We start from the raw sequence: 20651 nt of genomic DNA, 5'->3' as shown, positions 1-20651 counted from the left end.
CCCTTATGCCCATTCCCGGGCACATCGATCCCGTGCCCGTTCCGCGGGCACGCGTCGCACGTCCCGATGGCCGGATCGACCTGCTCGGCCTGTCCAAGCTCGAATTGCGCATGGCGCTGGAAACGTCGCAGCTTGAGCCCAAGCAGGCCAAGCTGCGCGCCAAGCAGCTCTTCCACTGGATCTATAATCGCGGCGTCACCGATTTCTCGCTGATGACCGATATCTCGAAGACGATGCAGCCCTGGCTGGCCAATCGCTTCGTGATCTCGCGCCCGCAGGTGGTCGAGGCGCAGGTCTCGACCGACGGTACGCGCAAATGGCTGCTCCGCTCGCCCGACGGGCAGGATTACGAGATGGTGTTCATCCCCGATGCGGATCGCGGCACGTTATGTGTGTCGTCGCAGGTGGGCTGCACGCTCAACTGCCGTTTCTGCCACACCGGCACGATGCGCCTTGTCCGCAACCTTGAGCCGTCTGAAATTGTCGGTCAGGTGATGCTGGCGCGCGATGCGCTCGGCGAATGGCCTTCGCAGCCCGAGGGCCGCATGCTCACCAATATCGTGATGATGGGCATGGGCGAGCCGCTCTATAATTTCGACAATGTCCGCGATGCGCTGAAGCTCGTCATGGATGGTGATGGCCTCGCGCTCTCCAAGCGCCGCATCACGCTTTCCACCTCGGGGGTCGTCCCGATGATGGCCCGCGCGGGCGAAGAGATCGGCGTCAATCTCGCGGTGTCGCTCCACGCGATCACCAAGGAAGTCCGCGATGAGATCGTGCCGCTCAACCGCAAATACGGGATCGAGGAGTTGCTTCAGGCCTGCGCCGATTATCCCGGTGCCAACAATGCCCGGCGCATCACGTTCGAATATGTGATGCTCAAGGACAAGAATGACAGCGACGAAGACGCGCGCGAGCTCGTCCGCCTGCTCAAGCTTTACGATCTGCCCGCCAAGGTGAATTTGATCCCGTTCAACCCCTGGCCCGGCGCACCCTATGAATGCTCCACGCCGGAGCGGATCCGCGCTTTCTCGAACATCATCTTCGAAGCCGGCATCTCGGCCCCCACGCGCACGCCGCGTGGCCGCGATATCGACGCCGCCTGCGGCCAGCTCAAGACCGCTGCCGAGAAGAAGAGCCGCGCCGAGCTCGATCGTCAGGCGGAAGAGAAGCTGGCGGCGCTCGGATGAGCAACCGTCGTCCCGGCGAGAGCCGGGATCTCGTGCCACACGGTTCGCACGCGCGGCCTGAGACCCTGGCGTTCGCCGGGGCGACGATCTGATGGAGTTGCTCTTCCTCGCTTTTGCTGCCGGCATGGTCGGCGGTGCGATGAACGCGCTGGCGGGAGGGGGCACCTTCGCGACCTTGCCCGCCTTGATCGCACTGGGCCTTCCCTCCAATGTCGCGAACGCCACGTCGAACGTCGCCTTGCTCCCCGGCGCGGGGGCGAGCGCGCTGGCCTATCGCGACGAACTCGCGCCGATCAGCGGCCTTTCGGTCAAAACGCTCGCGATCATCACCTTTGCCGGGGGGCTCATCGGCAGCGTGTTGCTCGCGGTCACCCCCAGCCGAGCCTTCGATCTCATCATCCCCTGGCTGCTGCTCTTCGCTTTCGCCGTGATGTGCTTCGGCAAGAGCGCATCGGATTGGCTGCACGCGCGCGTCACCATCGGGCGGCGCACGCTGATCGCCGCGCAGAGCATGCTCGGCATCTATGGCGGCTATTTCGGCGGCGGCGTCGGGCTGATCACCACCGCGGTATATGGCCTTCTCGCCGGTGCGCACCCCCGCTCGCTCTTCGCGATCCGCACGCTGATGCTCGCCACTGCAAACCTTGCCGCCGCTTTCGTCTTCATCGCCACGGGACTGGTCAAATGGTGGGCGTGCCTGCCGATGCTCGCGGGCGGCATCATCGGCGGCTGGCTCGGCGCGCGGGTGGGCAAGACGCTGCCCCACTGGCTGGTGCGCGCATGGACCCTGCTCGTCACCGGGGCTACTACCTTGGTATTCTTTGTGCGCGCCTACGGATAATGCGATAGATGGCCGAATGCAGGTCTATCGCCACCGGCTGATCACGCGCATCTGGCACTGGCTGAACGCCTTTTCCGTGATGGTGCTGATCGGATCCGGCCTGATGATCTTCAACGCGCATCCCCGGCTCTATTGGGGGCAATATGGCGCGAATTTCGATCCCGCCTGGCTCGAATTGCCGCGCTGGCCGGGCTGGATGACGATCCCCTCTTATTACAGCCTGGCAGGCGCGCGGCACTGGCATCTCTTCTTCGCGCTGGTGCTCGCCTTCGGGCTGCTGATCTTCATGATCTGGAGCCTCGCCAACCGCCATTTCCAGCGCGACCTGCGCATCCGGGCCGCCGAGCTTTCGCCCGCCAATCTGGCCGGGGACGCGAGGGCGCATTGGGGCCTGCGCTTCCACGATCCCGAAAATCCGCGCGCCTATAATATCTTCCAGAAGATCGCTTATGCGGGCGTCATCTTCGTCCTGCTGCCGCTGCTTATCCTTTCCGGCCTCGCCATGGCGCCCGGCATGTGGCCCTGGCTGATCGACCTGTTCGGCGGCCGCCAATCGGCGCGATCGGTGCATTTCATCGCGATGGCGGCGATGAGCGGATTCATCGTTATCCACCTCGCGCTCGTCTTCCTCGCCGGCACGATCAACGAGATCCGCTCGATGATCACCGGCTGGTGGAAGGTGCCGGAATGATCACCCGGCGCACACTTATCCTCGGCACCGGCACGGTGATGCTCGCCGGATGCGATTCGTTCACCGACAGCCCGGTGCTGCTCAGCGCCGATGATGCAAACCGGTTCCTCCAGCGATCGATCACGGGGCGCGCGGCGCTGGCGAAGCAATATCGCCCCGATCAACGCAGCCCGATCTTCCGGGTGAACGGCACCGCGAACCCCAATACACCCGAATATTATGCGCTCGCCGCAAACCGCTTCGCCGATTGGAGGCTGCGGGTCGACGGCCTCGTCGCGCGGCCGCTCAGCCTCAGCCTTCCCCAGATCCAGTCGCTTCCCCAGCGCGCGCAGATCACCCGGCACGATTGCGTCGAGGGGTGGAGCGCGATCGGCAAATGGCAGGGGCCGCAACTGGCAACCTTGCTCCGCCTGGCGGGCCTGCGAGACACTGCGCGCTACCTGGTCTTCCACTGCGCCGATCGCTTCGGCGCGCTGCCTTATTATGAATCGATCGATCTCGTGGATGCCTTCCATCCCCAGACGATCCTCGCCTGGGCGCTCAACGATCGCACTCTCAATATCGGCCATGGCGCGCCGCTGCGCCTGCGCGTCGAGCGCCAGCTCGGCTACAAGCACGCCAAATATCTGATGCGCATCGAAGCCGTCGCCTCGCTCGCTGGCGTCGGCCAGGGCAAGGGCGGGTTCTGGGAAGATACCAACGGCTATGAATGGTATGCCGGGATCTGATCCGGGATATTGCGCCGACACATAACCGGCCTATGTCTCTGTGAGCCGGGGGGCGCTGGTTGGGAGCTACGGCTGCTTATGGCGTTGATTGACCGGTTTTTTGAGCGCGCGATCCGGCGCGGCGAACTTGAAGTAATCCATGCCGATGGCACGGTGCGGCGCTTCGGTGCCCCCGATCCCGAATTCCCCGGCGTAACGATGCGTCTCGCGCCTGGCGTGGCCGGGCGGATCCTGCGCGATCCCGCGCTCGGCGCGGCCGAGGCCTTTATGGATGGTGGCCTGACGATCGAGCGCGGCGATATCCTCGCGCTGGTCACGCTCTTCGCCGCCAATAATCGCTGGGAGGAAGGCGATGCCGCGCTCCGCGCCGGACTGGCCAGCCGCGCGCTCGGCTGGGTCGCGCACCGCATCGGGCGGGTGAACATGGCGCGCCGCTCGAAGCGCAATGTCGCGCATCATTATGATCTGTCGGGGCGGCTCTACGATCTCTTGCTCGACAAGGATCGCCAATATAGCTGCGCCTATTTCACCGATCCCGCCAACAGCCTTGAACAGGCCCAGGCCGACAAAAAGGCGCATATCGCCGCCAAGCTGGCACTGGAGCCGGGGATGCGCGTCCTCGATATCGGCTGCGGCTGGGGCGGCATGGCGCTCTACCTCCACGAAAAGACGGGCGCGGAAGTGCTCGGCATCACCTTGTCCGAAGAGCAGCTCGCGGTTGCCCGCCAGCGCGCAGCCGATGCGGGCGTCGCGGACAAGGTCCGGTTCGAGCTGATCGACTATCGCCATGTCACCGGCCAGTTCGACCGGATCGTATCGGTCGGCATGTTCGAGCATGTCGGCACGCATTATTTCCGCACCTTCTTCCGCAAATGCCGCGAATTGCTCACCCCGGAAGGCGTGATGCTGCTCCACACGATCGGGCGCGCCGGCCCGCCGGGCGTCACCGACGCCTTCACCCAGAAATATATCTTCCCCGGCGGCTATATTCCCGCGCTCAGCGAGATTGCGCGCGGCTATGAAGGGCTGCGCTTCTTCCTCACCGATGTGGAGGTGCTGCGCCTCCATTATGCGATGACGCTCGAGCATTGGTACGCGCGCACGCTTGCCGCCGAGCGTGAGATCACCGCGCTGTATGACGCACGCTTCTTCCGCATGTGGTGCTTCTATCTCGCCGGCTGCATCGTCAGCTTCCGGCATGGCGGGCTGGTCAATTATCAGCTGCAATTCTCGCGTTCGCGCGACGCGCTGCCGCTGACCCGCGATTATATGCGCGATGCGGAGGAGGCGTTGCGTGGCGATGCGCCGGTGCGCGAGAAGCTGTTCGCCTGAGGGTTCAGCAGCCCGGCGTGTCGGTCTCGAACGATCGGCGGACGATCTCCTCCAGCACGCTTATGTCCACGTCGGCGAGCTTCTTTACATAGAGGCACGCCTTGGAGCGGCGGTGCTTCCCCAGCCGGTCGAGCAGCGAGTCATATTCGGCAAATCCGCCGACATAGAGCACCAGCTCGGCTGCGCGCGGGCTGTAGCCGATTTTGCACATGTCGCCCTCATGCCCGCTGGCATATCGGTAGTGATAGCTGCCAAAGCCCACGATGCTTGGCCCCCACATCACGGCCCGCTCGCCGGTCACGCGCTCCATCAGCGCCAGCAGGGCCGTGCCGTCCGCCCGCCGCACTGGATGGGCAACGCTTTGGAGGAATCCGTCCACGCTGGCATCGGTCGGCAGCGTCTTGGTTTCAGCCATCGCGGTTTCTCCGATCGCTTCGCGGCCGGCTCGTTGATCAATCCGGCGCCACGCTTGGCTTATCAGTGATGCACCTATGCGCAAGCGCGAAGCCCATTGACTCACGCCATATGTAAGATAGTAATTACATTATGACGGATGACGAAATGGATGGCGTGTTTCATGCGCTCTCGCACGCGCATCGGCGGCGGATTCTCGACTTGGTCGGGCAGAAGCCGGGCATTGCGGTGGGCCTGCTCGCGGCGAATTTCGACGTCACCAGAATCGCGATCATGAACCACCTCACGGTTCTGGAGCGGGCTGGGCTGATCATCAGTAAGAAGGCGGGAACCACCCGCCAGCTGTACCTCAACGCTACGCCCATCCGGATGATCTACGAGCGCTGGACCGACGAGTTCAGCGGCCACTGGGCGGGGCATCTCCCTCGCATCAAGCAGGCGGCGGAAAGCGCTGCCGGGAAAGGACGACCCGATGGATGAGTTTGATCGCCAGATGTGGCGGGTGGTGATCGCCGCGCCGATCGAGACCGTGTGGAATATCTTGGTCCAAACCGATGAGGTGCTGCCCTTCCTGTTCGGGGCCACCTGCCAGACCGAGGATGGCCTTCACGTTGGCAAGCCCATGCGGATGGTGTCAAAGGACGGCAAGCATGTCATCGCCTATGGCGAGGTGCTGGAATTCTCGCCGCCGCATCGCTTTTCCCACGCGATCAATTTCGCGATGGTATCCGATGAGCCACCTGCTCGGACGACCTATGAGCTTGTCGAGGTAGCGGGCGGCACCGAATTGACGCTCACGTCGCAGGCGCTGGCTGGCACTAAGACCGCCAAGATGTCGAAGAGCGGCCAGTATATCGTCGATAATCTGAAGGCCGTGGTCGAGACCGGGCGGCCGACGTTCGGCGGGCGAATGATGCTGCGGATGAGCCCGATCATGAGCCTGATGACGCCGAGGCGGTGCCGCGTCGCGGACTGGCCATTGTCCCGCGTGCCGCTCGCCGGTGGCGGAACAATGGCCTGACACGACGGGCGTCGCATCATTGGGGGGATAGAATGCAGGAAATCCGATCGAACCATATCGGCGGCGTGCTGATGGCGCTCCTCGCAGCGTTTCTCATGCTCGATGCCGGGCTGAAGCTTGCTGGCGCCGAGGTGGCGATTTCGGCCACCGCGGAGCTTGGTTTCTCCGCGCCTGCCACGCGGCTGCTCGGCGGGGTGCTCGCGCTCGCGATGCTGGCCTATCTGGTCCCGGTCACCCGCGTGCTGGGCGCCATCCTTCTGACCGGATATTTCGGCGGCGCGATCGCGATACAGGCGCAGCAGAACAGCCCGCTATTCAGTCACATATTGTTCGGCAGCTATGCCGGTGTGATCCTGTGGGGCTCGATCTGGCTCAGAAGTCCCGTGGTACGCAGCCTGATTCCGATGCAGCGGCGCGAGGTCTGAGCCAGTCCGTCACCCGTCGCAGTCGCTCCAATAATCCTTGTTGGTCGTGCATTGCTGCACGCGCGTGAACTGGTTGACGTAGCAAACCGTCTTCATCGGGCACGCCTTGCGCTCGCGCGGGCGATATTCGGGCGGCGCGTTCATCTTGTTGAACACCGCGACGACCTGCGGGCGCAGCTTGTTGATATGCGCCTTGATGTCGTCGGCGCCTTCGCGGTGCGCGCGATCCATCCAGTAGAGGATCTCGTCCTGGTGCTTCTTGACGTCCTTCATCTGGAGTAGCGCGCTCGCCGCGAAGATCGCGCCCGATGTCTCGCCTGCCTCGGCCAGGTTGCGGCCCAGCCGATAGGCGAGCGCATGGTCCTTCTTCACGCCCGCGCCTTCATTCGCCATCTGCGCGGCGAGATAGGTGCCAAAGACATGCCCCTGCTCGGCGGCCCGGCGGAAGAAGCCGAACGCCTTCGCCATGTCCTTCTTCACGCCCAAGCCGTTGGCGTAGAGCGCGCCGGCCTGGAAGATCGCGTCGACATGGTTCGCCTCCGCCGCCTTGAGCAGCCAGGGCAACCCCCCGGCATAATCCTGCGGCTTGCCCATATTGCCGACGAAATATTGCTGCGAAAGCTGGTAGTTGGCGGAAGGGTCGCCCATCTCCGCGGCCTTTCTCAGGATGTTCAGGCCCTGTTGCGGGGTGACTTCCTTGGTGCCGCCCTGGATCGCGACCAGCGCGATCTCGTACAAGGCGGCGGGGTCGTCCTTCTCGGCATAGCCCGCGATCTTGTCGATGCCCTGCGCGGTGGCGACGGTGCGGTTCGACGCGCGCTTCGCCAGCGCCTCGGGGGGTGCGGGGCACGGCTTGCCGGTCCCCGAATTCTCCTCATAGACCTTGGCCCAGGCGGCGTCGGCGTCGTTCAGCCGGCTGCCCCCGCGGTCCTGCGCGACGAGCATGTCATAGACCTGGTGGCAATTCTGCCGCTGGTAATATTGCCGCGTCGCATCGGGCAGCGGCACGCCCTTTCCCTGGGCCAGCGCCCCCAAAGTCCCCGCCGCTGTCAGCGCCAGCGCAAACAAAATCCCGCCGATCCGCATCACCCGCCCCCTTCGCCGTCAACCTGCACGACCTTGCAGCAAGGGGTGGCACCAGCAAGTTACAAATCCTGACAGGCGCGCTGCTTGCACGCCGGGGCCGCTGACCTTAGAGCGCGCCGGTTCCCCAAAATACGTTCCGGAGTCGTTTCATGTCCGATCAGATCAACCGTGTCGTCCTCGCTTATTCGGGCGGGCTGGACACCAGCGTGATCCTGAAATGGCTCCAGCAGGAATATCAGTGCGAAGTCGTGACCTTCACCGCCGATCTCGGCCAGGGCGAAGAGCTAGAGCCGGTGCGCGGCAAGGCGCAGATGGCCGGCGTGAAGCCCGAGCATATCTTCATCGACGATCTGCGCGAGGAGTTCGTCCGCGACTTCGTCTTCCCGATGATGCGCTCGAACGCGCTGTACGAGGGGCTGTATCTGCTCGGCACCTCGATCGCGCGCCCGCTGATCGCCAAGCGCCAGATCGAGATCGCGAAGCTGGTGAACGCCGATGCCGTCAGCCATGGCGCGACCGGCAAGGGCAATGATCAGGTCCGCTTCGAGCTCGGCTATTACGCGCTGAACCCCGATATCAAGGTCATCGCCCCCTGGCGCGAATGGGATCTCACCAGCCGTGAGCGCCTGATCGAGTTCGCCGAGAAGCACCAGATCCCGATCGCCAAGGACAAGCGCGGTGAATCGCCCTTCTCCACCGACGCGAACCTCCTGCACACCTCGTCGGAGGGCAAGGTGCTCGAGGATCCGTGGCAGGAAGTCCCCGATTACGTCTATTCGCGCACCGTCAATCCGGAAGACGCGCCGGACGTGCCCGAAGTCATCACGATCGATTTCGAACGCGGCGACGGCGTCGCGCTCAACGGTCAGGCCATGTCGCCTGCAACCTTGCTGGCAGCCCTCAACGATCTCGGCCGCAAGCACGGCATCGGCCGCCTCGATCTGGTCGAGAACCGCTTCGTCGGCATGAAGTCGCGCGGCATGTATGAGACGCCCGGCGGCACCATCTATCACCTCGCGCATCGCGGCATCGAACAGATCACGCTCGATCGCGGCGCGGCGCATCTGAAGGACGAGCTGGCCCCGCGCTATGCCGAGCTGATCTATAACGGCTTCTGGTTTGCTCCCGAGCGCGAGATGCTCCAGGCCGCGATCGATTACAGCCAGGAAAAGGTGACGGGCACCGTCCGCCTCAAGCTCTACAAGGGCAGCGTGATCGTCACCGGCCGCAAATCGCCTTACTCGCTCTACAGCGAAAAGGTCGTGACCTTCGAAGACGATCAGGGCGCCTACGATCAGCGCGACGCCGCAGGCTTCATCAAGCTCAACGCGCTCCGCCTCCGCCTGCTGGGCCGCCGCCAGGGCTAGGCCCGTCAGAATGTAACCTTGACGTTACCTGCATAGCCTCGTATGTAACCCATGGGTGACACGCTCATGGGAGGTGGTCATGCATATCGGATGGCGGCAGCGGCTCGGCGCGCTTGCCCAGATTCTGCTGGTTCTGGCTGCCTTGTTCGTCTCGGCGGCGATATTGGGCGCAGCCGCCGCCCCGCTGCCCCCGGCCTATTCGACGCCCGCTATGGCGCTCGGCATGTGGGGCGCGGTCGGGGCGGGGGCGTTGCTGCTCCGGCGATCGGGGCAGGGCTATGTCGCGCTCGGCCTGCGTGCCCCGGCCTCCTGGCGCGCGACGCTCGGCTGGGCGGCGCTTGGCCTTGCAATCTCCTGGCTCGGCGCGCTCGCGATCGGCGCGGTGATCCGCATCCACACCGGTTGGCCGCCGCTCGACCTCGCTTATATTCGCGGCGCGATCCAAGGCGACACGCTTGCCTGGATCGTCTGGCTCGCGTTGGTGGTGTGGGGCAGCGCCGCGTTCGGCGAAGAGCTGCTGTCGCGCGGTTTCGTGCTGGATCGGCTGCGGATCGCCTGTGGCGGCGGGCGCGTCGCGCTCGGCCTGGCGATGCTGCTTCAGGCCGCCTTGTTCGGCTGGCTTCACGCGCTGCAAGGCCCCACCGGCATCGTGCTCACCGCGTGGGCGGGGCTCGTCTTCGCCGGAATCTGGCTCGCTTCGGGCCGCAACCTCTGGGCGCCGATCCTCGCGCACGGCGCGACCGACACGATCTCGCTGACGCTGATCTATGCGGGCGTGCCGTTCCCTGGCTACATCAACTGAAGGAGGTGGGAATGTCTTCGAATCCTGCACGCACGCGGCGCCGGCTGATGGCGGCGCTCGCGCTCGGCCTGATCCTCGTCCTCCCCTGCGCGCTGGCGCTCCAGTCGGGGGCGGGCCCGCGAACGCCGCTGCTCGCCGGAGCGGTGTCCGGCGCGGCGCTGGCCGCGCTGGCGAGCCTCGGCCTGAGCGCGCTCCAGCTCGGCGCGCTGGCGCGACCCCGCGAAGCCGAGATGCTCTATGACGAGCTTTCGACGCGCAACACGGTGCGCGCCATGGCGATCGGCTATGTCGCGGCGCTCGCGGTGGCGGGCCTGTCGCTCCCCGTCGCGGCGTGGCTGTCCCTGCCCGCCACGCCGCTGCTCACGGCACTGGTCATCGTCGCGGTCGTCGCCCATGCCGCCAGCTTCACGTGGTTCGAGCGGCAGGGAGACGATGGCGATGGCTAGGGCGACGCTCGGCAATCACCTCAAGAGCATGCGGGTTCAGGCCGGCCTCACCCAGGCCGAGCTCGCCGAGCGCGTCGGCGTGTCGCGAAAGACCGTGAACACCGTCGAGAACGGCGTGTTCACGCCTTCGGCCACGCTGGCGCTTCAGCTCGCCCGCGCGCTCGGGGTGCCGGTCGAGGCGTTGTTCTTCCTTCAGGAATAGCCGCAGCGCCGCCGCGGCGGCCGCCCCTCGTTAACCCAACATTATCCTTCTCTCTTCATTTCCCTTTGGTGCACACCGCCGGGGGAATTGCCAGGATGCCCGCTTCCACGAATGCCGTTGACGTGGCCATCATCGGCGCGGGTCCCGCGGGGCTGACTTCGGCATATCTGCTCACCAAGGCGGGTTATTCGGTCGCCGTGATCGAGAAGGACCCCGTCTATGTCGGCGGGATCAGCCGCACGGTCGAGCATCAGGGGTTCCGCTTCGATATCGGCGGCCACCGCTTTTTCTCCAAGTCGAAGGAAGTGGTCGATCTCTGGAACGAGATCCTGCCGGACGATTTCATCGAGCGCCCTCGGATGAGCCGCATCTTCTATGGCGGCAAATTCTACAGCTATCCGCTGCGCGCGTTCGAAGCCTTGTTCAATCTCGGCATCTGGACCTCCACGCTGTGCATGGCGAGCTATGCCAGGGCAAAGCTCTTCCCCAAAAAGGACGTGAAGAGCTTCGAGGATTGGGTGGTCAACCAGTTCGGGCGACGGCTCTATTCGATCTTCTTCAAGACCTATACCGAGAAGGTGTGGGGCATGCCGTGCGACGAGATGTCGGCGGATTGGGCCGCGCAGCGCATCAAGGGGCTCAGCCTCGGGAGGGCCGTGATGGACGGCCTGAAGCGCTCGCTCCACCTCAATCGCAAGCCCAATGACGGCATGGAAACCAAGACGCTGTTGGAAAGTTTCCGCTATCCGCGCAAGGGCCCCGGCATGATGTGGGAAGCCGCGCGCGATCGGGTGGTCGAAGGCGGCAATCGCGTGCTGATGGGGCATAGCCTCAAGGCGATGTCGCACAACGACATGACCGGCCGATGGAACGTGCAGGCCAGCCATGGCGACGATATCGTCACGATCAATGCCGGCCATGTCATCTCGTCGGCACCGATGCGTGAGCTTGCCGGGCGCATCCAGCCGCTGCCCGCAAACATCCCGGCGGCGATGGACTTGCATTACCGCGACTTCCTCACCGTCGCGCTGATGATCCGTTCCAAAGACCTGTTCCCCGATAACTGGATCTATATCCACGAAGAGGGCGTGAAGGTTGGCCGCGTCCAGAATTTCCGCAGCTGGTCGCCCGAAATGGTGCCCGACGAGAACCTCGCCTGTGTCGGCCTCGAATATTTCTGCTTCGAAGGCGATGGCCTCTGGTCGTCTTCCGACGAGGATCTGATCGCGCTCGCCACGGCGGAGCTGCACAAGCTTGGCCTCGCCGATCCCGCCACGGTCGTCGGCGGCGCGGTGGTTCGTCAGGAAAAGGCCTATCCGGTCTATGACGAGACCTATCGCGACAATGTCGATGTGCTGCGCCGTGAGCTGGAGACGCGCTATCCCACGCTCCACATGATCGGCCGCAACGGCATGCATCGCTACAACAATCAGGATCACGCGATGATGACCGCGATGCTCACGGTCAGGAATATCGAGGCGGGTGCGCGCGTTTATGACGTCTGGAACGTCAACGAAGACGCCGAATATCACGAGAGCGGCACCGAGGGCGAACAGGCAGCGCTCGCGTCCGAACGCCTCGTTCCGGAGAAATTGAGGGCGGCATGATCCGCGCGCAGGCCCAGCCGGATGCCGGCGCGCGCCTCTGGCCGACCGTGCTGATCGGCTGGGGCGTCGCCGCCTGCGTCCTGACTGCGATCTCCCTGCCGCAGATCGTGAACCTGTGGTTTCCCGATCCCGATGACGCGATGCGCCTCAACGAAGTGCGCGACTGGCTTGGCGGGCAAAGCTGGTGGGACGTCAGCCAGCATCGCCTGTGGGGCGGCCAGTTCGAGATGCACTGGTCGCGCCTCGTCGATATCCCGCTCGCATTCGTCATCGCGCTTTTCACGCAGATCGTCGGGCCGTGGTGGGCCGATCGCATCGCGCTCACCGCAGTCCCGCTGCTCACTTTGCTCGTCGTGATCGCGCTTGGTGCCGAACTCACGCGCCGCATCGCCGGGCTGGAGCGCGCCAGGATGGCGGTGCTCCTCGCGCCGCTCTCGGTGCCGCTCCTCTATCAGCTCCGCCCGATGCGCATCGATCATCATGGCTGGCAGATCGCGCTCGCGCTCGCTGCTGTGGTCGCGTTGTTCGGCAGGCCCAATGCGCGCTCGGGCGCGGTCACGGGGCTGTCGCTCGCCGCCTTGCTCACCGTCTCGCTCGAAGGATTGCCGATCACCGTCGCGATAATCGGCGTGATGCTGCTCGCCTGGGTGTTCGATCCCGGCCGCCGCGAACAGGCCGTCGCAGCGCTCGCCACGCTGGTAGCGGGGGTCGCGCTGCTGCATGTAGTAACGCGCGGTCCGGCGATGATGGCGTTCGCCTGCGATGCGATCGCCCCCGTCTGGATCGCCGCGCTGGCCACCGGCGCGCTCGGCGCATGCGCCGCCATGTTCGCGCCCCGCGCCAATCTTCCCGCGCGCCTCGCGATGCTCGCCATCGCCGGTGCAGCCGCGCTTGCGATCATCGTCAGCAAGGCGCCTTCCTGCACCCAGGGGCCTTTCGCCACGCTCGATCCGCTCACCTATACGCTCTGGTACAGGAACGTCTCCGAAGGGCTTCCGGTCTGGGAACAGGTGCCTGCCTGGGCGCTGATGACGATCGGCTTTCCCATCGCCGGTCTTGTCGGTGGCGTGCTTGCCTGGCGCGAAAGCCGGGGCGAGGCGCGCACCCGCTGGGCGATGATGCTCGCGCTTGCCGGGCTGTCCTTTGCGCTCTCGATCCTCGTCATGCGCACCGGCGCGACCGCCAACGCGCTGGCGCTGCCGGGCGGCGCATGGCTGCTTTACCGGCTACTCACCAGCGCGCGCGCCGTGCCTTCGATCCCGAAGCGCACGCTTGCCACTGCCGCCGCCTTGCTCGCGGCAACGCCCGGCCTCGCCGCCAGCGCCTTGTTCGGAATGGCCGGCGGCGACGCCGCGTCACCCACTGCGCCCGGCGTGCCGACCTGCAATCAGGGGCATGAGATCGCCGATCTCGCCGCGCTTCCCGCCGCCACCATGTTCGCACCGGTCGATGTCAGCCCGCATCTGCTCGCCTGGACCCCGCACAGCGCGATCGGCGCGGGCTATCACCGCAATTCCGAAGCGATGCGCCGCGTGCTCGCCACCTTCCTCGCCACGCCCGAAGCTGCGCATGCTGCGGTGCTGGCCTCGCATGCCGATTATGTCGTCGGCTGCCCCGGAACGAACGAGACCGAGCTGTACAAGGCGACCGCTCCCGATGGTTTCTGGGCGCGGCTCGAACGCGGCGAACATTTCGCCTGGCTCCAGCCCGTTCCCATTCCGGGGTCGCCGGTCATGGTCTGGCGGGTCGTCCGCTAAGCATCTGCTTGCAGCCGCGCCCGGCACGCGCTTAGAAGCCGGTAATGGACAGGGGCGAAGTGCCGCATTGGTGGCAAACACGGTGGTTTGTGGCGCTGTGCACCGTTCTTGCGACGGTGCCTTTGCTGTGGCCCGAAATCCCCCCGCTCGTCGATCTGCCCGGCCATATGGGGCGCTACCGGGTTCAGCTGGTCTACGATCAATATCCGCATCTCCAGCAATGGTATAATTTCCAGTGGAGCCTGATGGGCAATCTGGGCGTGGATCTGCTCATCATCCCGCTGGCCAAGGTCTTCGGGCTCGAATTCGCGGTAAAGCTGATCGTCATTTCGATCCCGGCGATGACGGTCGCGGGACTGCTGTGGATCGCGCGCGAAGTGCATGGCCGCATCCCGGCGACGGCATTGTTCGCGCTGCCGCTGGCTTATTCCTTCCCCTTCCATTTCGGCTTCGTCAATTTCGCGCTGTCGATGGCGCTCGCGCTGCTGGCGTTCGGCTGGTGGCTCTGCCTCGCGCGGCAGGGCAGGCTGGTGTTCCGCGCGATCGTGTTCGTGCCGGTATCGTGCCTGATCTGGGTGGCGCACACCTTTGGCTGGGGTGTGCTGGGCGTGCTGGCATTTTCCGCCGAGCTGATCCGTCAGCATGATCTGGCGCGCGATACGTCGCGGCCCTGGTACCGCGATCTGTTCAATGGCTGGGCCAAGCCGGGCTTCTATGCCGGGCTCCACTGCCTGCCGCTCACGCCGCCAGCCTTGCTGATGGTGCTGTGGCGCAGCGGCGGGCATGTCGGCGGCGAAACGGCGGACATGTTCAACTGGCGGGCCAAGATCCTCTGGGTGGTCCAGGTGTTCCGCGATCGCTGGCAATTGTTCGACATCGCCTCGGTCGGCGTGCTTTTCCTGCTTTTGCTGAAGGCAGTCCGCGATCCGAACATCCAATATTCGCGAAATCTGGGCCTTTCCGCCCTCTTCCTCCTCGCGGTGTACATCCTCCTCCCCCGCATCGTCTTCGGCTCCGCCTATGCGGACATGCGGCTGGTGCCGTTCATGCTCGCCATCGCGATCGTCGCGATCCGGCCCAAGCCCGGCCTTTCCATCCGGGGCGCGGCGACGGTGGCGATGCTTGGCATGGCCTTCTTCACCGTTCGCATCGCCGCGACGACGTGGAGCTTCTTCCTCTACGATCGCAGCTACGATCGCGAATTGAAGGCGCTCGAACATCTACCCGAAGGTTCGCGTCTGCTCAGCCTGGTGGGCGAGACCTGCTATAATGAGTGGCGGATGACGCGGCTCCAGCACATCCCTGGCCTCGCGCTGGAAAGAAAGCTCTCCTACACCAATGATCAATGGTCGATGGCGGGCGGGCAGTTGCTCACGGTGCGCTATCAGAGCGATCGGCCGCGCGGCGATATCCGCCGCCGCTTCGTCCACGATCCGTCGCAGATCGTCACCGACGTGCAATGCCCGCGCGAATATTGGCGGCCCGTGGCGTTCATGCTCGCCAATTTCCCGCGCGACATCTTCGATTATGTCTGGGTGATCCGCCCGCCCGCTTATGACCGGCGGCTGGAGCAGGGACTGGTGCCCGTCTGGCGCAGCGGCACGAGCAGCCTGTTCCGGGTCGATCACAGCGTCGATCCGGCAAAGCCCACCGTCCGCGATCTCCCGCCGCCCAAGCCGCTCGCCGCCACGCCCGAGGACGAGGTGCGCAATTCCATGTCGCCCGTCGAATAATCAGCCTTTCCTGAACGGCATCAGCTCGCCCAGGAATTCCTGCTCCTCCGCCACCGCCGCGCGCTCGCGAACGAGGAAATCCGCCACCGCCCGGCGAAAGCCCGGATCCGGAATGAAATGCGCAGACCAGGTCGTGGTGGGGGCATAGCCACGCGCCAATTTGTGCTCGCCCTGCGCCCCGGCTTCCACGCGCGCCAGCCCGCGCGCGATCGCGGCGTCGATCGCCTGATAATAGCAAAGCTCGAAATGGAGGAACGGCACGTCCTCGCTGCATCCCCAATATCGGCCATAGAGCGCGTCTTCCCCGATCAGGTTGAGCGCGCCCGCGATCGGCACGCCGTCGCGCTCTGCGAAGATCAGCAGCACCTTGTCCGCCATCTCCGCGCCCAGCAGCGAGAAGAATGCGCGCGTCAGATAGGGACGCCCCCATTTCCGGCTGCCGGTATCCTGATAGAATTCCCAGAGCGCGTCCCAATGCTCCTCGCTGATCTCGCCGCCGGTCAGGTGCCGGACGCTCAGCCCCTCCAGCGCAGCGGCGCGCTCCTTGCGGATCGCCTTGCGCTTGCGGCTGGACAGGGCGGCCAGAAACGCGTCGAACGTGGCATAGCCCCGGTTATGCCAGTGAAACTGCGTCCCCGCCCGCACCAGCCATCCCGCCGCCTCGAACCAGTGCAACTGGCGCTCGTCTAGAAAGGTGACGTGCGCCGAAGACAGCTGGTTCTGCTGCGTTACCGCCTCGATCGCGCCGATCAGCGCGGGTGCCAGCGCTTCATCGCGCAGCAGCAGCCGCGGTCCCGGCACGGGCGTAAACGGCACCGCGACCTGCAATTTCGGATAATAACTCCCGCCCGCCCGCTCCCATGCGTCAGCCCAGGCGTGATCGAACACATATTCGCCCTGGCTGTGGCTCTTGGCATAGGCTGGCGCGATCGCGACGGGGGCACCGTCCGCACCGTCGATGATGATGGGCAGCGCCTGCCACCCTGCATGCGGCGAAACCGATCCCGAACGTTCGAGTATCGACAGGAAATTATGGCTCAGGAACGGGTTGCCCGTGCCAGCGCACGCATCCCATTCGGCTGCGGGAATCGCGGTGACTCCTTGGGCGATGCGGGCGGTGATGGAGGGCTGCACGACGCCTAGTTAGGGACAGGACAGGGCATTCCGCAATGGACCGCGTAGAATGCCCTGCCGCGAATCTCAGGGAGTCTTCGGCGCGTCCTTCGCCATCCGAATTTCGCGCTGCGCCACCGGTATCCGGATCCCGGCTTCCTTGAACATCACCCATAGCCGGTTGAGCACGTCGCTCTTCACGTTGCCGACGCCGCCTTCGGGGTCGCTGATCCAGCAGAAGATCTCATGCTCCACGCCGTTCTCGCCAAACGCCGCCAGGCGGACGGTCGGCTGGGGATCGATCAGCGCGCGCGGGCTTTCCACCACGGCGCGCATCATCAGGTCCTGCGCCAGCGTCAGGTCGCTGTCATAGGCGACGGTCACCGGGATGCGGACGCGGACGTTGCGATCGGTGTACGACCAGTTCTCCACTTCCTGCGTCATCAGGATTTCGTTGGGGATCAGATGCTCCTTGCCGTCGCGGGTGATGACGCTGACGGCGCGTACGCCGATCTTGTTCACCCAGCCGAAGCTGTCCCCCACCACGATCACGTCACCCGGCTTGATCGATCGATCCATCAACAGGATGATCCCGGCGATCAGATTGCCGATCGTCTTTTGCATGCCGAAGCCGATGGCGAGGCCGAATGCGCCGGAGAATACTGCAAAGGCGGTCAGGTCGATCGCCAGCAGATCGACGCCGATGAAGAAGGCGACGATCACCGCTGCGATTCCCGCCAGCTTCTGGATCAGCAGCTTCTGCGTGGGGTCGAAGCCGCGCGCCTCGCTGATCGAGTGCGCCAGCATCCGGTTTACCAGCCGGACCGCGGCGAAGAGCAGCAGGATCGTGACCGTGACGGTGATCGCCGAGAGCAGGGTGAACCGTCGCGCGCCGATCTGGACGCCCACCCGGTCGAGCGTGGTCTCCACCATCGCGAAGCCACCCAGCGCCTGGCTGAAGATGAAGGTGAAGGCCAGCGCAGCCAGCGCCCAGGCCGCGCTGCGCGGAAGGTTGAGCCCGCGCAGCACTGCGACCGCGCAAAGCGCCGTTGTCGTGCCGCCCGCCAGACCGAGCACCAGCGCCGCGAGCGGTTGCCACGGCCACGCCACGGTGACGATCGAGAGCAACAAGGCTGCGGTGCCGTAGCGGACGATGGTGCAGGTGCGCGGGCCCAATCCTTCGCCCAGCCCGCTGGTCCGCCGCCCGAGCAGATCGGCGATCCGCGTGCCCAGATGCCGTCCGGCCAGCCAGCCGATCGCCAGCGCGATCAGGACGAGCACGCCCGCGACGGCCGCTTCGGTCAGTTCGGCGGTGGTGGGCAGGCCATGCCCCGCAAGCCACGCGCCGATCTGCTGCATCAACCCCGCGCCCGTGCGAAGCGGGCGAGCCCGGCCTCGAGATCGGCGATCAGGTCGCCCGGATCCTCCAGCCCGATCTGGAGCCGCACCGTAGGCCCGTCGGCCTGCCACTTTGTAGCCGTGCGGATCTTCTCGGGGTCCACGGGGATGGCGAGGCTCTCATAGCCGCCCCAGCTATAGCCGATCCCGAAATGCTCGAGTCCGTCGATCAGCGCTGCGCGCGCGGCTTCGTCTCCGCCGTTCAGCACGAACGAGAACAGTCCCGACGCGCCCTTGAAGTCGCGCAGGAATATCTCGTGGCCCGGGCAATCCGGCAGTGCCGGATGCAGCACCCGCGCCACCTCGGGCCGCGACTTCAGCCATTCGGCAATAGCCAGCGCCGATCGCCCATGCTGCTCCAGCCGCACTGCCATGGTGCGCAATCCCCGCGCGCCCAGCCATGCATCGTCGGGGCTGGCCATCTGGCCGAGCTGATAGGTGGCATTGCGAAGCGTGTCATATTTGCCCTTCGCCGCCGTCACCGATCCCAGCATCACGTCCGAATGGCCGACGATATATTTGGTGCAGGCCAGGATCGAATAATCGACGCCCAGCGCGATCACCGGGAAGAGCAAGGGGGTCGCCCAGGTATTGTCGATCAGCGTGGTGATGCCGCGCGCCTTGGCGACCGCGACGATCGCTGGGACATCCTGTACTTCGAAGGTCAGGCTGCCCGGGCTTTCGAGCAGGATCGCGCGGGTATTCTCCTGGCAGAGCGCGGCGATGCCGCCGCCGATCAGCGGATCGTAAAAGCTGGTCGAAACCCCGAACTTGCGCAGCAGCCCGTTGGCCAGGTTGCGGGTCGGATCATAGGCGCTGTCCGGGATCAGCAGATGATCGCCGGGCGAAAGCACCGCGAGCAATGCCGACGCGATCGCCGCCACGCCGGAGGGATAGAGCAAGGTCGCCTCGGCACCCGGTTCCAGCTCGGTCAGCGCGTCGGAGAGCGACCACTGCGTCGGCGTACCGCGGCGGCCGTAGAACAGCGTGTGGTGCGTATCGGCCTTGTTGTTCGCGCGCAGCGCCGCGACATCGTCGTACAGGATCGTCGATGCCCGCCACACCGGCGGATTGACGATCCCCTGCGTCCATTCCTTGCGGCGGCCGGCGGTGACGACGCGGGTAGCGGGCTTCTTGTCTTGGCTCATGCCGGCCCCAATGCCTTGGCCGTCTCCGGGCGGCTACCCCATTCGGTCCAGCTTCCGTCATACAGGGCCGCTTCGTTGCCAAGCAGATGCGCACCAAAAGCGAGGATCGCGGCGGTGATGCCCGATCCGCAGGTGGTGACCAGAGGCCGCGCAAGGTCGATCCCGCTTGTTTCAAACACCGCGCGGATATCCTCGGGCTGCTTCCATGTGCCGTCCGGATTGAAGAAGCGCGGATAGGGAATGTTCTTCGATCCCGGGATATGGCCGGCGGCGACGTCGCCGCGCGGATCGGCTTCCTCGCCGGTGAAGCGCGCTGCGGAGCGTGCATCGGCGATCTGCTCACGCGTCGTCTTCATTGCATCGAGTGTGCGTGCCTGAGATTTCGCCGCGCGCAGCTCGAAGTTGCCGGGCGCGGCGCGGTGCGGGCCGCTTTCGATCGGGCGGCCTTCGGCTTTCCACTTCGCCATCCCGCCATCGAGCAATGCTGCATCGACTCCCGCGAGCCGCAGCACCCACCATGCCCGGCACGCGGTGTGGTGCGGGCTGTTATCGTAGAGCACGATCTGCGTCTCGGTGTCGGCGCCCAGCTCGCGGAGCCGTTCGGCAATCTTCGCGACCCTGGGCATGGTGGAAGGCAAGGGGCTCGTCTCATCGATCAGGCTGTCGAGATCGAGAAAGCGCGCGCCCGCGATATGTTCGGCTTCAAATTCCGCGCGCGGGTTCCTTGTCGGCGATCCCGGGATGGTGGAAGTATAGGTTGCGTCGAGCACCAATGCGTGCGGCGCGGCTTCCAGCCACTCGGTCGTTACCAGTTCGTCCATCGCAATCGGTCTAGTGGGATGCAAAGCGCGGGGCAAATCGCTACATGGCGGCGATGGAAGCCAAGCATCTCGGAAAGACATCGCATCTCCCCGCCACGCCGGAAGAGGCCGAACTCGACTATGTGCCGAATCCGCGGCTGGGTACGCGCTATCTGATCCGCTTCGCCGCGCCCGAATTCACCTCGCTCTGCCCGATTACCGGCCAGCCCGATTTCGCGCATCTGGTGATCGATTATGTACCCGGTGATACCATCGTCGAGAGCAAGTCGCTCAAGCTTTTCCTCAGCAGCTTCCGCAATCACGGCGCTTTTCACGAGGATTGCACGGTCGGCATCGGCCAGCGCCTGTTCGACGAGATGAAGCCGGTATGGCTGCGGATCGGCGGCTATTGGTATCCGCGCGGCGGCATCCCGATCGACGTGTTCTGGCAGTCCGGCGAGCCTCCTGCCGGTGTCTGGATACCTGGGCAGGATGTGCCAGGATATCGCGGTCGCGGCTGAACGCCAGATTTACAACGACTCGTCGCGTT

The 20651-nt window shown here is 65.1% G+C and carries 22 protein-coding genes; 16 read left to right on the top strand and 6 right to left on the bottom strand.

The window, feature by feature from the left end; genetic code table 11:
- Positions 1–5: 5 nt before the first annotated feature.
- From rlmN to SSO01S_RS11060, 5 genes are all read left to right on the top strand, one after another.
- A complete protein-coding gene (gene rlmN / locus SSO01S_RS11080; protein ID WP_157073749.1) occupies positions 6–1190 on the top strand; it encodes a dual-specificity RNA methyltransferase RlmN in 1185 nt (394 codons plus the stop codon).
- Between the two features lie 91 nt (positions 1191–1281).
- Positions 1282–2031, top strand: coding sequence for a sulfite exporter TauE/SafE family protein (locus SSO01S_RS11075; RefSeq protein WP_066798754.1), 750 nt, complete (start codon positions 1282–1284; stop codon positions 2029–2031).
- A gap of 16 nt (positions 2032–2047) precedes the next feature.
- On the top strand, positions 2048–2722 hold the full coding sequence (locus tag SSO01S_RS11070; RefSeq protein WP_066798753.1) for a cytochrome b/b6 domain-containing protein: 675 nt from the start codon (positions 2048–2050) through the stop codon (positions 2720–2722).
- Positions 2719–3450, top strand: coding sequence for a molybdopterin-dependent oxidoreductase (locus tag SSO01S_RS11065; RefSeq protein ID WP_066798752.1), 732 nt, complete (start codon positions 2719–2721; stop codon positions 3448–3450). Before SSO01S_RS11070 ends, SSO01S_RS11065 begins: the two co-directional genes overlap by 4 nt.
- A gap of 78 nt (positions 3451–3528) precedes the next feature.
- Complete coding sequence (locus SSO01S_RS11060; RefSeq protein WP_066798751.1) at positions 3529–4782, top strand: SAM-dependent methyltransferase; 1254 nt, start codon at positions 3529–3531, stop codon at positions 4780–4782.
- 4 nt (positions 4783–4786) lie between these two features.
- Here the strand turns inward: SSO01S_RS11060 and SSO01S_RS11055 are convergent, their stop codons facing one another.
- Positions 4787–5197, bottom strand: a complete 411-nt coding sequence (locus SSO01S_RS11055) for a DUF1801 domain-containing protein (protein ID WP_066798750.1) — start codon at positions 5195–5197, stop codon at positions 4787–4789.
- 131 nt (positions 5198–5328) lie between these two features.
- On the opposite strand from SSO01S_RS11055, the gene SSO01S_RS11050 reads away from it, so the two are divergent.
- Genes SSO01S_RS11050 through SSO01S_RS11040 form a run of 3 tightly spaced genes read left to right on the top strand, consistent with a single transcriptional unit; the run spans position 5329 to position 6642 of the window.
- On the top strand, positions 5329–5676 hold the full coding sequence (locus tag SSO01S_RS11050; RefSeq protein WP_066798749.1) for an ArsR/SmtB family transcription factor: 348 nt from the start codon (positions 5329–5331) through the stop codon (positions 5674–5676).
- A complete protein-coding gene (locus tag SSO01S_RS11045; protein ID WP_066798748.1) occupies positions 5669–6217 on the top strand; it encodes an SRPBCC domain-containing protein in 549 nt (182 codons plus the stop codon). The genes SSO01S_RS11050 and SSO01S_RS11045 overlap by 8 nt, the downstream gene beginning before the upstream one ends.
- A gap of 32 nt (positions 6218–6249) precedes the next feature.
- A complete protein-coding gene (locus tag SSO01S_RS11040) occupies positions 6250–6642 on the top strand; it encodes a DoxX family protein (RefSeq protein ID WP_066798747.1) in 393 nt (130 codons plus the stop codon).
- A 9-nt stretch (positions 6643–6651) separates the two neighbouring features.
- On the opposite strand, the gene SSO01S_RS11035 is transcribed toward SSO01S_RS11040, so the two are convergent.
- Positions 6652–7728 (bottom strand): tetratricopeptide repeat protein, encoded by a 1077-nt coding sequence (locus SSO01S_RS11035; RefSeq protein ID WP_066798746.1) that lies wholly within the window; start codon positions 7726–7728, stop codon positions 6652–6654.
- A gap of 149 nt (positions 7729–7877) precedes the next feature.
- Here SSO01S_RS11035 and SSO01S_RS11030 point away from each other — a divergent pair, with 149 nt between their 5' ends.
- The 7 genes from SSO01S_RS11030 to SSO01S_RS11000 all read left to right on the top strand — a co-directional run bounded on the left by SSO01S_RS11030 (position 7878) and on the right by SSO01S_RS11000 (position 15642).
- Entirely contained in the window at positions 7878–9095 is a 1218-nt protein-coding gene (locus SSO01S_RS11030; protein WP_066798745.1) for an argininosuccinate synthase, read from the top strand.
- A 79-nt stretch (positions 9096–9174) separates the two neighbouring features.
- On the top strand, positions 9175–9897 hold the full coding sequence (locus SSO01S_RS11025; RefSeq protein WP_066798744.1) for a CPBP family intramembrane glutamic endopeptidase: 723 nt from the start codon (positions 9175–9177) through the stop codon (positions 9895–9897).
- Between the two features lie 11 nt (positions 9898–9908).
- Positions 9909–10343 (top strand): hypothetical protein, encoded by a 435-nt coding sequence (locus tag SSO01S_RS11020; protein WP_157073748.1) that lies wholly within the window; start codon positions 9909–9911, stop codon positions 10341–10343.
- The gene (locus tag SSO01S_RS11015) at positions 10336–10545 is read left to right on the top strand and encodes a helix-turn-helix transcriptional regulator (RefSeq protein WP_066798851.1); all 210 of its coding nucleotides are present in this window, start codon (positions 10336–10338) and stop codon (positions 10543–10545) included. Before SSO01S_RS11020 ends, SSO01S_RS11015 begins: the two co-directional genes overlap by 8 nt.
- A 95-nt stretch (positions 10546–10640) precedes the next feature.
- Entirely contained in the window at positions 10641–12152 is a 1512-nt protein-coding gene (locus tag SSO01S_RS11010; RefSeq protein ID WP_066798742.1) for an NAD(P)/FAD-dependent oxidoreductase, read from the top strand.
- Positions 12149–13909 (top strand): hypothetical protein, encoded by a 1761-nt coding sequence (locus SSO01S_RS11005; RefSeq protein WP_066798741.1) that lies wholly within the window; start codon positions 12149–12151, stop codon positions 13907–13909. The genes SSO01S_RS11010 and SSO01S_RS11005 overlap by 4 nt, the downstream gene beginning before the upstream one ends.
- A 44-nt stretch (positions 13910–13953) precedes the next feature.
- On the top strand, positions 13954–15642 hold the full coding sequence (locus SSO01S_RS11000; protein ID WP_066798740.1) for a hypothetical protein: 1689 nt from the start codon (positions 13954–13956) through the stop codon (positions 15640–15642).
- Here SSO01S_RS11000 and SSO01S_RS10995 read toward each other — a convergent pair whose 3' ends face one another.
- The 4 genes from SSO01S_RS10995 to SSO01S_RS10980 form a co-directional block, all read right to left on the bottom strand.
- The gene (locus SSO01S_RS10995; protein ID WP_066798739.1) at positions 15643–16776 is read right to left on the bottom strand and encodes a GNAT family N-acetyltransferase; all 1134 of its coding nucleotides are present in this window, start codon (positions 16774–16776) and stop codon (positions 15643–15645) included.
- Between the two features lie 66 nt (positions 16777–16842).
- On the bottom strand, positions 16843–18114 hold the full coding sequence (locus SSO01S_RS10990; protein ID WP_066798738.1) for a mechanosensitive ion channel family protein: 1272 nt from the start codon (positions 18112–18114) through the stop codon (positions 16843–16845).
- Complete coding sequence (metC, locus tag SSO01S_RS10985) at positions 18114–19301, bottom strand: cystathionine beta-lyase (RefSeq protein ID WP_066798737.1); 1188 nt, start codon at positions 19299–19301, stop codon at positions 18114–18116. The genes SSO01S_RS10990 and metC overlap by 1 nt, the downstream gene beginning before the upstream one ends.
- Positions 19298–20122 carry a sulfurtransferase gene (locus SSO01S_RS10980; RefSeq protein ID WP_066798736.1) on the bottom strand — a complete coding sequence of 275 codons (825 nt, stop codon included), beginning with the start codon at positions 20120–20122 and terminating at the stop codon, positions 19298–19300. Before SSO01S_RS10980 ends, metC begins: the two co-directional genes overlap by 4 nt.
- Positions 20123–20175: 53 nt before the next feature.
- Here SSO01S_RS10980 and queF point away from each other — a divergent pair, with 53 nt between their 5' ends.
- Positions 20176–20622: a preQ(1) synthase gene (queF, locus tag SSO01S_RS10975; protein WP_066798850.1), complete on the top strand. Its 447-nt coding sequence runs from the start codon at positions 20176–20178 to the stop codon at positions 20620–20622.
- The last annotated feature ends 29 nt before the right edge of the window (positions 20623–20651 follow it).

The sequence above is a fragment of the Sphingomonas soli NBRC 100801 genome, assembly GCF_001591025.1.
GTDB classification, from domain to species: Bacteria; Pseudomonadota; Alphaproteobacteria; order Sphingomonadales; family Sphingomonadaceae; genus Sphingomonas; species Sphingomonas soli.
This window is presented reverse-complemented; position numbering and strand designations above follow the sequence as displayed.